The organism is Pseudomonas frederiksbergensis, assembly GCF_003732275.1.
Classification (GTDB): Bacteria; Pseudomonadota; Gammaproteobacteria; order Pseudomonadales; family Pseudomonadaceae; genus Aquipseudomonas; species Aquipseudomonas frederiksbergensis_H.
Window position 1 is genome coordinate 236691 of the sequence record NZ_MOBM01000039.1, and the last position, 12871, is coordinate 249561.

Here is a 12871-nt window from a genome sequence, read left to right on the forward strand (position 1 = left end):
CACTTTTAGTGACAAGTCGTTGTATGCCGACCATGAGCCAAACCGAACCGCTAGACCAAGATCCCGTGTTCCAGTTGAAGGGCAGCATGCTCGCCATTACGGTGCTGGAACTGGCCCGTAACGACCTTGAGAGCCTTGATCGGCAACTGGCCGCCAAGGTCGCCCAGGCGCCCAACTTCTTCAGCAACGCGCCGCTGGTACTGGCCCTGGACAAACTTCCAGCCAACGAAGGCTCGATCGATCTGCCGGGGCTGATGCGCATCTGCCGCCAACATGGCCTGCGTACCCTGGCGATCCGTGCCAGCCGCATTGAAGACATTGCCGCCGCCATTGCGGTCGATCTGCCAGTGCTGCCGCCGTCCGGCGCCCGTGAGCGGCCGCTCGACCCGAACGAAGGCACTGTTGCGAAAAAACCGGAAAAACCACCGGAACCGACCATCAAACCGACCAAAATCATTACCTCGCCGGTACGCGGTGGCCAGCAGATTTATGCCCAGGGTTGCGATTTGGTGGTGATTTCGTCGGTCAGCCCGGGGGCGGAACTTCTCGCCGATGGGAACATCCATGTATACGGCGCGATGCGCGGTCGTGTCTTGGCCGGCGTCAAAGGTGACACGAAGGCCAGGATTTTCTGTCAGCAAATGACCGCCGAACTGGTCTCCATCGCCGGCCATTACAAGGTTTCCGAGGATCTGCGTCGTGATCCATTGTGGGGCGCGGGCGTACAAGTCAGCCTGTCGGGCGACGTGTTGAACATCATTCGGCTTTAACGGATACTGCCGCATTTTCCAAGCATCTCTAAAACGTAGCGAAAACGGCTCAAACGAAGTAGGAAAAAGGCTAAAAGCAGTGTTTACCGGGGGTAAACGCCGCTCAGAACCGGATTCCAGCCAAGGCTGTCCGACTGCAGTAGTTTTTCAAGAGATGTTTTTCAGGGGCTAAACGTCCTTTTTCCTTAGGGGTAAAACACCTTGGCCAAGATTCTCGTGGTTACATCCGGCAAGGGTGGTGTGGGTAAGACCACCACCAGCGCCGCTATCGGTACCGGCCTCGCTTTGCGTGGTCACAAAACAGTAATCGTCGACTTCGACGTTGGTTTGCGTAACCTCGACCTGATCATGGGTTGCGAGCGCCGCGTGGTGTATGACTTCGTCAACGTGGTAAACGGCGAAGCCAACCTGCAACAGGCTCTGATCAAAGACAAGCGTCTGGAAAACCTCTACGTACTGGCCGCCAGTCAGACTCGCGATAAAGACGCGCTGACTGTCGAAGGCGTCGAAAAAGTCCTGATGCAGCTCAAGGAAGACTTCGAATTTGTGGTCTGCGACTCTCCGGCGGGTATTGAGAAAGGCGCCCACCTGGCCATGTACTTCGCTGACGAAGCGATTGTAGTGACCAACCCGGAAGTCTCCTCCGTACGTGACTCGGACCGCATGCTGGGCCTGTTGGCCAGCAAATCCCGTCGCGCCGAAAACGGCGAAGACCCGATCAAGGAACACCTGCTGCTGACTCGCTACAACCCTACACGCGTGAGCAACGGCGAAATGCTCGGCGTCGAAGATGTCAAGGAAATCCTGGCGGTGACCCTGCTGGGCGTGATTCCGGAATCGCAAGCCGTCCTCAAGGCCTCCAACCAGGGCGTGCCGGTGATTCTGGACGACCAGAGCGACGCCGGTCAGGCGTACAGCGATGCTGTTGATCGTCTGCTGGGTAAAACCGTGGACCATCGTTTCCTCGATGTCGAGAAGAAGGGATTCTTCGAGCGACTTTTTGGAGGTAGGTAATGAACCTTTTTGACTTCTTTCGTGCCAGTAAAAAGGTCAGCACCGCGTCGGTAGCGAAAGAGCGTCTACAGATCATCGTGGCGCATGAACGCGGCCAGCGCAGTACGCCGGACTACCTGCCAGCCTTGCAGAAGGAACTGGTGGAAGTGATCCGCAAGTACGTCAATATCGGGTCCGATGACGTGCATGTCGCTCTGGAAAACCAGGGCAGTTGCTCGATCCTGGAACTCAATATCACCCTGCCAGATCGCTGAGTCGATCCGGCGGGAGCCACGGCGGCTCAGAACCTTTGAGCCCGTGTAGGAGTTGCCGCAGGCTGCGATCTTTTGATCTTGTTTTAACAGCAAAATCAAAAGATCGCAGCCTGCGGCAACTCCTACACGGGACAATGAAGGTTCTGAGCCGCCGTTGGCGTTTGTTACGAGGCTGTTTTAATGCCGTTGTCCAACATCCGTATCATCCATCAGGACGCCGCCGTACTGGTGGTGGACAAACCGACCCTGTTGCTCTCCGTCCCTGGCCGGGCTGATGACAACAAGGACTGCCTGATTACGCGCCTGCAAGAAAACGGCTACCCGGAAGCACGAATTGTTCATCGGCTGGACTGGGAAACTTCCGGCATCATTCTGCTGGCCCGTGACCCGGACACTCATCGCGAGCTGTCTCGGCAATTTCACGACCGAGAAACCGAAAAAGCCTACACCGCCCTGTGCTGGGGACAACCGGAACTGGACAGCGGCAGCATCGACCTGCCCCTGCGCTACGATCCGCCGACCAAGCCACGCCATGTGGTGGACCACGAGTTCGGCAAGCATGCCCTGACATTCTGGCGTGTGCTGGAGCGTTGTGGCGACTGGTGCCGCGTCGAGCTGACGCCGATCACCGGCCGTTCTCACCAGTTGCGTGTGCATATGCTCTCCATCGGTCACCCGCTGTTGGGTGATGGGCTCTATGCCCATGAGCAAGCACTCACTGCCTGGCCACGTCTGTGCCTGCACGCGAGCATGCTCAGCTTCACTCATCCCCAGACGGGCGAACGCCTGCGCTTCGAGTGCCCTGCACCGTTCTAAGGCCAATGAGCAACCTGTGGGAGCGGGCTTGCTCGCGAAGAGGGAGTGCCAGTCGACATCCATGTCGCCTGATACACCGCTTTCGCGAGCAAGCCCGCTCCCACAAGGAGATCTCTGGCAGGCACAGATTCGAGTGCAACCCAGCAGCAGGCCGCCGCCAATTCTGTGGCCAATACGTTAAACTGGCGCCACTGCTGTCTGGAGCTTCTTATGCGCGAAGAGTTGAACCAAGGCCTGATCGACTTCCTCAAGGCCTCCCCTACCCCGTTCCATGCCACCGCCAGCCTTGTTCAGCGTCTGGAAGCGGCCGGCTTTATGCGCCTCGACGAGCGCGAGCCGTGGAACACCGAAGCCAATGGTCGTTACTACGTCACCCGTAACGACTCTTCGATCGTCGCGTTCAAAATGGGCCGTCATTCGCCTCTGCACGGCGGTATCCGCCTGGTCGGTGCGCACACCGATAGCCCGTGTCTGCGGGTCAAACCCCAGCCGGAACTGCAACGCCAGGGCTTCTGGCAACTGGGTGTCGAAGTTTATGGCGGTGCACTGCTGGCGCCGTGGTTCGACCGCGATCTGTCTCTGGCCGGCCGTGTGACGTTCCGCCGTGATGGCAAGGTCGAGAGCCAGTTGATCGACTTCAAGGCACCGATCGCGATCATTCCGAACCTGGCCATTCACCTCAATCGCGAAGCCAACATGGGCTGGGCGATCAATGCCCAGACCGAACTGCCGCCGATCCTCGCGCAATTCGCCGGTGACGAGCGCGTGGACTTCCGCGCCGTGCTCACCGATCAACTGGCCCGCGAACATGGCCTGAACGCTGACGTGGTGCTCGATTACGAGCTGAGCTTCTACGACACCCAAAGCGCCGCGGTCATCGGCCTGCATGGCGATTTCATTGCGGGCGCGCGCCTCGATAACTTGCTGTCGTGCTACGCCGGTCTGCAAGCTTTGCTGACAACCGAAACCGACGAAACCTGCGTGCTGGTCTGCAACGATCACGAAGAAGTCGGTTCCTGCTCGGCCTGTGGCGCCGACGGCCCGATGCTTGAGCAAACCCTGCGTCGTCTGTTGCCCGAAGGGGATGAATTCGTACGGACCATTCAGAAATCCCTGCTGGTCTCAGCCGACAACGCCCACGGCGTGCATCCCAACTATGCGGACAAGCACGACGCCAACCACGGCCCGAAACTCAACGCCGGCCCGGTGATCAAGGTCAACAGCAACCAGCGCTACGCCACCAACAGCGAAACTGCCGGCTTCTTCCGCCACTTGTGCATGGCCGAAGAAGTCCCGGTGCAGAGCTTCGTGGTGCGCAGCGACATGGGCTGCGGCTCGACCATCGGCCCGATCACCGCCAGCCATCTGGGCGTGCGCACTGTGGACATCGGTCTGCCGACGTTCGCCATGCACTCGATCCGCGAGCTGTGCGGCAGCCATGACCTGGCGCACCTGGTCAAAGTGCTGAGCGCGTTCTACGCCTGCCGCGAATTGCCGTAGCCCTTGGTGATTAAAAGGTAACTTTTGTGGCGAGGGAGCTTGCTCCCGCTCGGCTGCGAAGCAGTCGTAACTTGGCGAACCCAGTCTCACTGATAACCTGATATTGCTTGTTTTTGGGGCTGCTTCGCAGCCCAACGGGAGCAAGCTCCCTCGCCACGATGATCTTCATCACCTCCGCTCGTCCGAAAGCCGCCTAGACTTGCAATACCCCTCTCCGACAAGGCTGTCACCATGATCTCCATGTCTTCGTTCCACGCCATGCTGATCCCGATTCTTTCCGGGATGATCATGCTGGCCATCGGCTTCAACTTTCGCGACAAGAACGCCGGTGTGTTCGCGATGTGGGTTGGCATGCTGATGATCCTCGCCACCGTGATCTACAAGATCCTCGCCAAACTCAACGAATAAATCCTCACGTGGCTCGCATTGATTTTGACGGGCTCGTACACTCGGCCGATTCGCTCATCCGAGGTTGACCGCCTAGTGTTCGCTCGTCTTTTTGCCCTGCCGTGTTTGTTTCTTGTCTGCCTGATGACACTGCTGCCGATGGCACCTGCCCAGGCAGTCAGTTTGCCGGGGCTGCTCAACGGCTCGGCGAAAACCCAGCCGCAAGCACAAGCGCCGCTGGGGCAGTCGCTGGACGAAGTCATCAAATCCCTGGAAAACGATCAGCAGCGCACCCAGCTACTGACGGACCTGAAAAAACTTCGCGACGTCACCCAAAAGGCTCAGCCGACCACTGAAGAAGGCGTGCTGGGGCTGATCGGCGGCACGCTGGCTGGTTTCGAGAAGCAATTTTCCGGCGCCGACAGCCCTCTCAATCGCTGGTCCGAAGAGGTCGATCTGGCCAAGGATGAACTGGCGGCGCTGATGCTGCCGGCCAATGAATGGCTGCCGATCATCTTCGCGTTCGCTGTGATCCTGATGGTCTGGAGCCTGCTGGCCGCCGCCCTGATCTGGCTCGGTCACCGGGTGCGCATGCGCTTTGGCCTCACCGAAGAATTGCCGCAACACCCCAAGGCCCTGGACATGTTGCGCTTCGCCTTGCGCAAACTCGGGCCGTGGCTGATTGCCTTGGTCATGACGGTTTACATGACCTACGCCCTGCCTTCGTCATTGGGCAAAAGCCTGGCCATGGTGCTGGCCTATGCGCTGGTGGTCGGTACCTGTTTCTCGGCGATCTGCGTGATTGCGTTCTCCGTGCTGGATGGCCCGCATCGCCATCGCGCCTTGTACATCCTGCGGCATCAGGCCTTCCGCCCGTTGTGGCTGATCGGCAGTTTCGCCGCCTTCGGTGAAGCCCTGAGCGATCCACGCCTGGTTGAAAGCCTCGGCAGTCACCTGGCGCACACAGCAGCGACGTTCGCCAATGTGTTGGCAGCGATCTTCACCGGTTTTTTCATTCTGCTTTTCCGTCGGCCCATCGCCCACTTGATCCGCAACCAACCATTGTCCCGGCGCCTGACTCGTCGAGCCTTGAGCGACACGATCGAAATCCTCGGCACCTTTTGGTATCTGCCCGCGCTGGTGCTGGTGGGCATCTCGCTGTTTGCCACCTTCGTCTCCGCCGGCGATACCAGCACGGCCTTGCGTCAGTCACTGATCTGCACTGTGCTGCTGGTGTTGTGCATGGTCATCAACGGGTTGGTGCGCCGCCACTCACTCAAACCGCAACGCAGCGTAAAGCGCCACGCGCTGTATTCGGATCGCCTGAAAAGCTTTTTCTACACCCTCGCTCATCTGCTGGTGTGGCTGGCATTCATCGAACTCGGCCTGCGGGTCTGGGGAATGTCGTTGATCCGCTTCACCGAAGGCGAAGGCCATGAAGTCAGCGTCAAACTGTTCAGCCTCAGTGGCACGCTGATTTTTGCCTGGCTGATCTGGATCCTCAGCGACACCGCCGTGCATCACGCCCTCACCCGCTCGCGCAAAGGCCTGGCCAATGCCCGGGCGCAGACGATGATGCCGCTGATCCGCAACGTGCTGTTCGTGGCGATTTTCATCATTGCGCTGATCGTCGCCCTGGCGAACATGGGCATGAATGTCACGCCGTTGCTGGCCGGTGCCGGCGTGATCGGTCTGGCCATCGGTTTCGGCGCGCAGTCGCTGGTGGCCGACCTGATCACCGGGCTGTTCATTATCATTGAAGACTCCCTGGCCATCGACGACTACGTGGACGTCGGCGGCCATCTGGGCACGGTCGAAGGGCTGACCATCCGCACCGTGCGCCTGCGGGACATCGACGGCATCGTCCATACCATTCCGTTCAGTGAAATCAAAAGCATCAAGAACTACTCCCGGGAATTCGGCTACGCGATCTTCCGGGTGGCGGTGCCCTCCAACATGGACATCGACGAGGCGATCAAACTGATGCGCGAGGTCGGCCAGAAAATGCGCACCGACCCGCTGCAACGGCGAAACATCTGGTCGCCGCTGGAGATTCAGGGTGTCGAAAGTTTCGAGTCCGGCAACGCGATTCTTCGCGCGCGCTTCAAGACTGCGCCGATCAAGCAGTGGGAAGTTTCCCGGGCATTCAACCTGTCGCTCAAGCGACATCTGGATGAAGCCGGGCTGGATCTGGCGACGCCGCGGATGAGTGTCCACGTTGCCACGGCGACGGGTGGGCCGCAGAAAGAATAGCCTTGGCTGTCAGGCCGCCATCGCGAGCAGGCTCGCTCCCACATGGGGTTTTGTGAACGACATAGATCCATTGTGGGAGCGAGCCTGCTCGCGATGGCGGCGACTCGGTTTTTCTGCGAACTAAACCACATCCACCCCGACATGAATCGCATCATGGCGCCAGAACTCCAGGTCACAGTCGATCAGTCGTTGATGTTGATCGTAATTGACCCGGGCAATCCGCAACCCCGGGCTGCCCACCGACACCCGTAAAGCCGCCGCCGCGTCCACCGACAACGCCGTCGGCACAATCTCGAAACGCACCCGCCCGTAGTGCAAGTCGTAATGCCGCGCATACAGCTCGGTCATCGACTGATTCAGATCGAAGTCCAGAATCCCCGGGAAAAACTGCGGGTTAAGATAGTGCTCCACATACAGCACCAATCGCCCGTCAATCCGTCGCGAGCGGCAGATCTGGATCACGCTCGACAGCGCCGGCAACTGCAACCAGGCACACACCGCCGCCGACGCCGGTTGCAACCGCGCCGAAATCACCTCGGTGGACGGCACCCGCCCCTGCGCACTGACCATCGCGTGAAAGTGGCTGCGCTGCATCAGGTTATAAGCCAGTCGCGGTGGCGACACGAACCAGCCGCGTCGCTCCTCGCGATAAATCTGGCCCTGGGCTTCCAGTTGCAACAATGCCTCACGCACGGTGATCCGCGTGGTACCGAACAACTCACTGAGCTTGCGCTCCGCCGGCAACTTGCTCCCGGGCGCCAACAGCCCATGGTCGAGCTGTTCCTGCAGAACCTGCCCGATGGCTGTCACCGCTTTAGTTGTCTCGATGCGCATCAACGTTACCTATCTGGACTAGACCAGCACTGATTCAGGGCAGAACCGTGATTCAAATCGGTTCCTTCAACTGCCTGCAAGCCTAGGCACTGCACATGACTGACAGATGACAAAGCCGCCGAACGGTTGCGCCAGACACCTGCAATTTTATGGCCAAGTCCCTTTCATATCAGCTCTTTAGCCATGGTCTACGCTTATCTCGCACCCCGCGTATCCGAGCGCAGAAAATTCAGGCCGACCGGTCGTCGACATCAAAATGTCATCCAACCCGCCTAAATTGGCTCAGGTATTGCTGACCTAGACCAACACAACCGCAATCGCAGCGTTGAAAACGCCCAAAGGAGCTTCGGATGAAACAGTTTTTCCTGGCATCACTGTTAGGCTCGACCATTGCCCTGTGCACCACCGCCATGGCGGCGGATGATCTGAAAACCCTGGAAGCCGCTGCGAAAGCGGAAGGCGCAGTCAACAGCGTCGGCATGCCCGATGACTGGGCCAACTGGAAAGGCACCTGGGAAGACCTGGCCAAGAAATATGGCCTGAAACACATCGACACCGATATGAGCTCGGCCCAGGAAATCGCCAAGTTCGCCGCCGAAAAAGACAATGCCAGCGCCGACATCGGCGACGTCGGTGCCGCCTTCGGCCCGATCTCGGTCAAGCAGGGCGTGGTGCAACCTTACAAGCCAACTACCTGGGAACAGATTCCGGATTGGGCCAAGGACAAGGACGGTAACTGGGCGCTGGCCTACACCGGCACCATCGCGTTTATCGTCAACAAAAAACTGCTGCACGGTTCTGAAGCACCGACCAAATGGGCCGACCTCAAGACTGGCAAGTACAAAGTCTCTATCGGTGACGTGAGCACCGCGGCCCAGGCGGCCAACGGTGTACTGGCCGCCGCCCTCGCCAACGGTGGTGACGAGAAAAACATTCAGCCAGCCCTGTTGCTGTTCGCTGACATCGCCAAGCAAGGCCGCCTGTCCATGGCCAACCCGACGATCGCCACCATGGAAAAGGGTGAAATCGAAGTCGGTGTGGTCTGGGACTTCAACGGTTTGAGCTACAAGGCCAAGATGGCGAATCCGGATGACTACATCGTGCTGATTCCGTCCGACGGCTCGGTGATTTCCGGTTACACCACCATCATCAACAAATACGCGAAGAACCCGAACGCCGCCAAGCTGACCCGCGAATACATCTTCAGCGATGCCGGCCAAATCAACCTGGCGAAAGGCAACGCCCGTCCGATCCGCGCCGAACACCTGAAGCTGCCGGAAGAGGTCAAGGCCAAGCTGCTGCCTAACGAGCAGTACAAAAAGGTTACGCCGATCAAAGACGCCGATGCATGGGAAAAGACCTCCAAGTCGCTGCCGCAGAAGTGGCAGGAAGAAGTCATCATCAACATGCCGTAACACCGTAGATCCCCATTCGGGGATCTGATGGAGATCCAATGTGGGAGCGGGCTTGCTCGCGAAGGCGGACTTACATTCAACACCTTTGTTGACTGACCCGCCGCTTTCGCGAGCAAGCCCGCTCCCACACTCGACCGCGTACGGTCTGAGCCTTTTCGAATACCTGTTTTGCGGAGTCCCAGCCCTATGAAGCACAACGTCATCCTTGTCGTGCTCGACGGCCTCAATTACGAAGTCGCGCGCCACGCCATGGGGCATCTGCAGGCTTACGTTGGCGCAGGACGCGCGACACTCTACAAACTGGAGTGCGAACTGCCGGCCCTGTCCCGACCGCTTTATGAATGCATCCTGACCGGCGTTACGCCGATCGACAGCGGCATTGTTCACAACAACATCTCGCGCCTGTCCAACCAGCGCAGCATCTACCACTACGCCACCGACGCAGGCCTGAAAACCGCGGCCGCGGCCTATCACTGGGTCAGCGAGTTGTATAACCGCTCGCCGTTCGTGGCCGCCCGGGATCGTCATACCGATGACCCCAAACTGCCGATCCAGCACGGTCACTTTTACTGGAGCGACCACTACCCGGACTCGCACCTGTTCGCCGACGCGGAACACCTGCGTCTGCGCCACACACCGAACTTTTTATTGGTCCACCCCATGAACATCGACGACGCCGGGCACAAGCACGGCCTCGACACCCCGCAGTATCGCAATAGCGCTCGCTCAGTCGACATCATCCTCGCCGATTACCTGCAAGGCTGGCTCGACGCCGGTTACCAGGTGCTGGTGACAGCTGACCACGGCATGAACAACGACCGCTCGCACAACGGCCTGCTGCCCGAAGAACGCGAAGTGCCGCTGTTCGTCCTCGGCGATGCCTTCAGCTTCAACCAAAACGCCGCACCGAAACAGACCGAAATCTGCGGTACCGTCTGCGAACTACTGGGCGTGCCCCACGACAAACCTGTGTGCCGGGAGCTGCTCAAGTGAACGCCATGACCCGCGGTAAATGGCTGGCCGTTCTGTGCCTGGTGCCCTTTGCGATTTTCTTCTTCGTGTTCCAGATTGCCCCGCTGCTCTGGGTGATGATCAACAGCCTGCAATCGGAAGAGTTCGGCTGGGGCCTGGCCAACTTCAGCAAAATCTTCAACTCGAAGTTCTATTTGCAGGCGATCCAGTACAGCCTCGAGATCAGTTTCTGGTCCAGCGTGTTCGGCATCATCATCGCCGTACTCGGCGCCTACTCCCTGCGTCGGGTCGACTCGAAACTGCGCAACTTCGTCAATGCCTTCGCCAACATGACCAGCAACTTCGCCGGCGTGCCCCTGGCCTTTGCGTTCATCATTTTGCTGGGGTTCAACGGCACCTTCACCATCATGCTCAAACAAGCCGGGATCATTCAGGACTTCAACCTGTACTCGAAAACCGGTCTGATCATTCTCTATACCTACTTCCAGATTCCCTTGGGCGTGCTGCTGCTCTACCCGGCTTTCGATGCCCTGCGCGAAGACTGGCGTGAGTCCGCTGCGTTGCTTGGCGCCAACGGCTGGCAATTCTGGCGACACATCGGTTTGCCGGTGCTGACCCCGGCGCTGCTCGGCACATTCGTAATCCTGCTGGCCAACGCCCTCGGCGCGTACGCCACGGTCTACGCCCTGACCACCGGCAACTTCAACGTATTGCCGATCCGCATTGCGGCGATGGTCTCCGGCGACATTTCCCTCGACCCGAACCTGGCCAGTGCCTTGGCCGTGGTGCTGGTGGCGTTGATGACCCTGGTGACCATTGTGCATCAGCTGCTGTTGAAGAGGAGCTACCATGTCTCGCGTTGAACTGGGGCCCGTCGGTGTCTATCACCGCGTCGTGGCGTATTTGCTGTTTGCCATTCTGCTGTTGCCGCTGCTCGGAACGCTGATCTACTCGATCTCCAGCAGTTGGTCCGCGACGATTATGCCCAGCGGTTTTACCTTCAAGTGGTACATCCAGCTGTGGAGCGATCCGCGCTTTCTCGACGCGTTCGGCCAGTCGTTGCTGGTCTGCGTCGGCTCGCTGATTTTGTCGGTGGTGCTGATTCTGCCGCTGCTGTTCGTGGTGCATTACCACTTCCCGAAACTCGACGCATTGATGAACATCCTGATCCTGCTGCCCTTCGCGGTGCCGCCGGTGGTGTCGTCGGTGGGGCTGTTGCAGCTTTACGGTTCGGGGCCGTTCGCGATGGTTGGCACGCCGTGGATTCTGATCGGTTGCTACTTCACCGTGGCGCTGCCGTTCATGTACCGGGCGATCACCAACAACCTGCAAGCGATCAACCTGCGCGACCTGATGGACGCCGCGCAACTGCTCGGCGCCAGCACTTGGCAAGCGGCATTTTTGGTGGTGCTGCCGAACCTGCGCAAGGGTTTGATGGTGGCGTTGCTGCTGTCGTTCTCGTTCCTGTTCGGTGAGTTTGTGTTCGCCAACATTCTCGTCGGCACCCGTTACGAAACCCTGCAGGTCTACCTCAACAATATGCGTAACAGCAGCGGCCACTTCACCAGTGCGCTGGTGATCTCCTATTTCTTCTTTGTGCTGGTTCTGACCTGGGCTGCCAATATCTTGAACAAGGACAAAAGCGAATGAGCTATGTCAGCGTCCAACATCTACAGAAAAACTACGCCGGCACCACGGTGTTCAGCGACATCAACTGCGAAGTCAAAAAAGGTGAATTCGTTACCCTTCTAGGCCCGTCCGGTTGCGGCAAGTCCACCCTGCTGCGCTGCATCGCCGGCCTGACCTCGGTGGACGGCGGCAAGATTCTGCTGGAGGATCAGGACCTCGTCCCGCTGAGCCCGCAAAAACGCGGGATCGGCATGGTGTTCCAGAGTTATGCGCTGTTCCCGAACATGACCGTGGAGCAGAACGTCGCCTTCGGTTTGCGCATGCAGAAGGTCAACGCCGACGACAGCCACAAGCGCGTCGCCGAAGTACTGACACTGGTGGAGCTCAATGACTTCGCCGCCCGTTACCCGCATCAACTGTCCGGTGGCCAGTGCCAACGTGTCGCCTTGGCTCGCTCGCTGGTGACCCGGCCTCGGTTGTTGTTGCTGGATGAGCCGCTGTCGGCGCTGGACGCGCGGATTCGCAAGCACCTGCGCGAACAGATCCGTCAGATCCAGCGCGAACTGGGGCTGACCACGATCTTCGTCACTCACGATCAGGAAGAAGCCCTGACCATGTCTGACCGAATCTTCCTGATGAATCAGGGAAAGATCGTACAAAGCGGCGATGCCGAAACTCTCTACACCGCGCCAGTCGATGTTTTTGCCGCAGGCTTCATCGGCAACTACAACCTGCTGGACGCCGACAGCGCGACGAGACTGTTGCAACGACCGATCACCCATCGCCTCGCCATTCGCCCGGAAGCCATTGAACTGAGCCTGAACGGCGCACTCGACGCGCAGATTCGCAGCCACAGCCTGTTGGGCAACGTGATTCGCTACCGGGTCGAAGCCCGGGGCGTGGAATTGGTGGTGGATGTGCTGAACCGTTCGGCGGCCGACCTGCATCCCGATGGTCAGCGCCTGGCGCTTTCCATCGATCCGACGGCCCTGTGTGAGGTAGCCTGATGACTTTGCTGATGTTGAAG

Annotated in this window: 13 protein-coding genes; 12 read left to right on the forward strand and 1 reads right to left on the reverse strand. The window is 59.1% G+C overall.

All coding sequences use genetic code 11. From position 1 onward, the window contains the following. Nucleotides 1-32 precede the first annotated feature (32 nt). From minC to BK662_RS27090, 7 genes are all read left to right on the forward strand, one after another. Nucleotides 33-770, forward strand: coding sequence for a septum site-determining protein MinC (gene minC / locus BK662_RS27060; protein ID WP_123360722.1), 738 nt, complete (start codon nt 33-35; stop codon nt 768-770). 201 nt (nt 771-971) lie between these two features. Continuing rightward, the gene (gene minD / locus BK662_RS27065) at nt 972-1784 is read left to right on the forward strand and encodes a septum site-determining protein MinD (protein WP_007898841.1); all 813 of its coding nucleotides are present in this window, start codon (nt 972-974) and stop codon (nt 1782-1784) included. Continuing rightward, a complete protein-coding gene (minE, locus tag BK662_RS27070; RefSeq protein WP_007898843.1) occupies nt 1784-2038 on the forward strand; it encodes a cell division topological specificity factor MinE in 255 nt (84 codons plus the stop codon). Before minD ends, minE begins: the two co-directional genes overlap by 1 nt. A 180-nt stretch (nt 2039-2218) precedes the next feature. Further along, a complete protein-coding gene (locus BK662_RS27075; RefSeq protein ID WP_109628722.1) occupies nt 2219-2854 on the forward strand; it encodes an RluA family pseudouridine synthase in 636 nt (211 codons plus the stop codon). 210 nt (nt 2855-3064) lie between these two features. Continuing rightward, nucleotides 3065-4354, forward strand: a complete 1290-nt coding sequence (locus BK662_RS27085) for a M18 family aminopeptidase (protein WP_123360106.1) — start codon at nt 3065-3067, stop codon at nt 4352-4354. Between the two features lie 231 nt (nt 4355-4585). After that, nucleotides 4586-4762, forward strand: coding sequence for a hypothetical protein (locus BK662_RS34950; RefSeq protein WP_008005668.1), 177 nt, complete (start codon nt 4586-4588; stop codon nt 4760-4762). Between the two features lie 75 nt (nt 4763-4837). After that, nucleotides 4838-6994, forward strand: a complete 2157-nt coding sequence (locus tag BK662_RS27090) for a mechanosensitive ion channel family protein (protein WP_123360107.1) — start codon at nt 4838-4840, stop codon at nt 6992-6994. 120 nt (nt 6995-7114) lie between these two features. On the opposite strand, the gene BK662_RS27095 is transcribed toward BK662_RS27090, so the two are convergent. Further along, nucleotides 7115-7828 (reverse strand): UTRA domain-containing protein, encoded by a 714-nt coding sequence (locus BK662_RS27095; protein WP_123360108.1) that lies wholly within the window; start codon nt 7826-7828, stop codon nt 7115-7117. Between the two features lie 350 nt (nt 7829-8178). Between BK662_RS27095 and BK662_RS27100 the strand changes: the two genes are divergently transcribed. The 5 genes from BK662_RS27100 (at nt 8179) to BK662_RS27125 (ending at nt 12851) form a co-directional block, all read left to right on the forward strand. Next, entirely contained in the window at nt 8179-9243 is a 1065-nt protein-coding gene (locus BK662_RS27100; RefSeq protein WP_123360109.1) for an ABC transporter substrate-binding protein, read from the forward strand. 186 nt (nt 9244-9429) lie between these two features. Beyond that, nucleotides 9430-10236 carry an alkaline phosphatase family protein gene (locus BK662_RS27110; RefSeq protein WP_123360110.1) on the forward strand — a complete coding sequence of 269 codons (807 nt, stop codon included), beginning with the start codon at nt 9430-9432 and terminating at the stop codon, nt 10234-10236. 5 nt (nt 10237-10241) lie between these two features. Then, nucleotides 10242-11078 (forward strand): ABC transporter permease, encoded by an 837-nt coding sequence (locus tag BK662_RS27115; RefSeq protein ID WP_185047203.1) that lies wholly within the window; start codon nt 10242-10244, stop codon nt 11076-11078. Beyond that, the gene (locus tag BK662_RS27120) at nt 11065-11865 is read left to right on the forward strand and encodes an ABC transporter permease (RefSeq protein ID WP_123360112.1); all 801 of its coding nucleotides are present in this window, start codon (nt 11065-11067) and stop codon (nt 11863-11865) included. Before BK662_RS27115 ends, BK662_RS27120 begins: the two co-directional genes overlap by 14 nt. After that, complete coding sequence (locus BK662_RS27125) at nt 11862-12851, forward strand: ABC transporter ATP-binding protein (RefSeq protein WP_123360113.1); 990 nt, start codon at nt 11862-11864, stop codon at nt 12849-12851. The genes BK662_RS27120 and BK662_RS27125 overlap by 4 nt, the downstream gene beginning before the upstream one ends. Nucleotides 12852-12871 lie beyond the last annotated feature (20 nt).

Coding starts and splice junctions, on each gene's coding strand:
- BK662_RS27120 (WP_123360112.1), top strand. CDS start 11,065: ATGTCTCGCGTTGAACTGGGGCCCGTCGGTGTCTATCACCGCGTCGTG.
- BK662_RS27095 (WP_123360108.1), bottom strand. CDS start 7,828: ATGCGCATCGAGACAACTAAAGCGGTGACAGCCATCGGGCAGGTTCTG.
- BK662_RS27125 (WP_123360113.1), top strand. CDS start 11,862: ATGAGCTATGTCAGCGTCCAACATCTACAGAAAAACTACGCCGGCACC.
- minE (WP_007898843.1), top strand. CDS start 1,784: ATGAACCTTTTTGACTTCTTTCGTGCCAGTAAAAAGGTCAGCACCGCG.
- BK662_RS27085 (WP_123360106.1), top strand. CDS start 3,065: ATGCGCGAAGAGTTGAACCAAGGCCTGATCGACTTCCTCAAGGCCTCC.
- BK662_RS27075 (WP_109628722.1), top strand. CDS start 2,219: ATGCCGTTGTCCAACATCCGTATCATCCATCAGGACGCCGCCGTACTG.
- BK662_RS27110 (WP_123360110.1), top strand. CDS start 9,430: ATGAAGCACAACGTCATCCTTGTCGTGCTCGACGGCCTCAATTACGAA.
- BK662_RS27115 (WP_185047203.1), top strand. CDS start 10,242: ATGACCCGCGGTAAATGGCTGGCCGTTCTGTGCCTGGTGCCCTTTGCG.
- BK662_RS34950 (WP_008005668.1), top strand. CDS start 4,586: ATGATCTCCATGTCTTCGTTCCACGCCATGCTGATCCCGATTCTTTCC.
- minC (WP_123360722.1), top strand. CDS start 33: ATGAGCCAAACCGAACCGCTAGACCAAGATCCCGTGTTCCAGTTGAAG.
- BK662_RS27100 (WP_123360109.1), top strand. CDS start 8,179: ATGAAACAGTTTTTCCTGGCATCACTGTTAGGCTCGACCATTGCCCTG.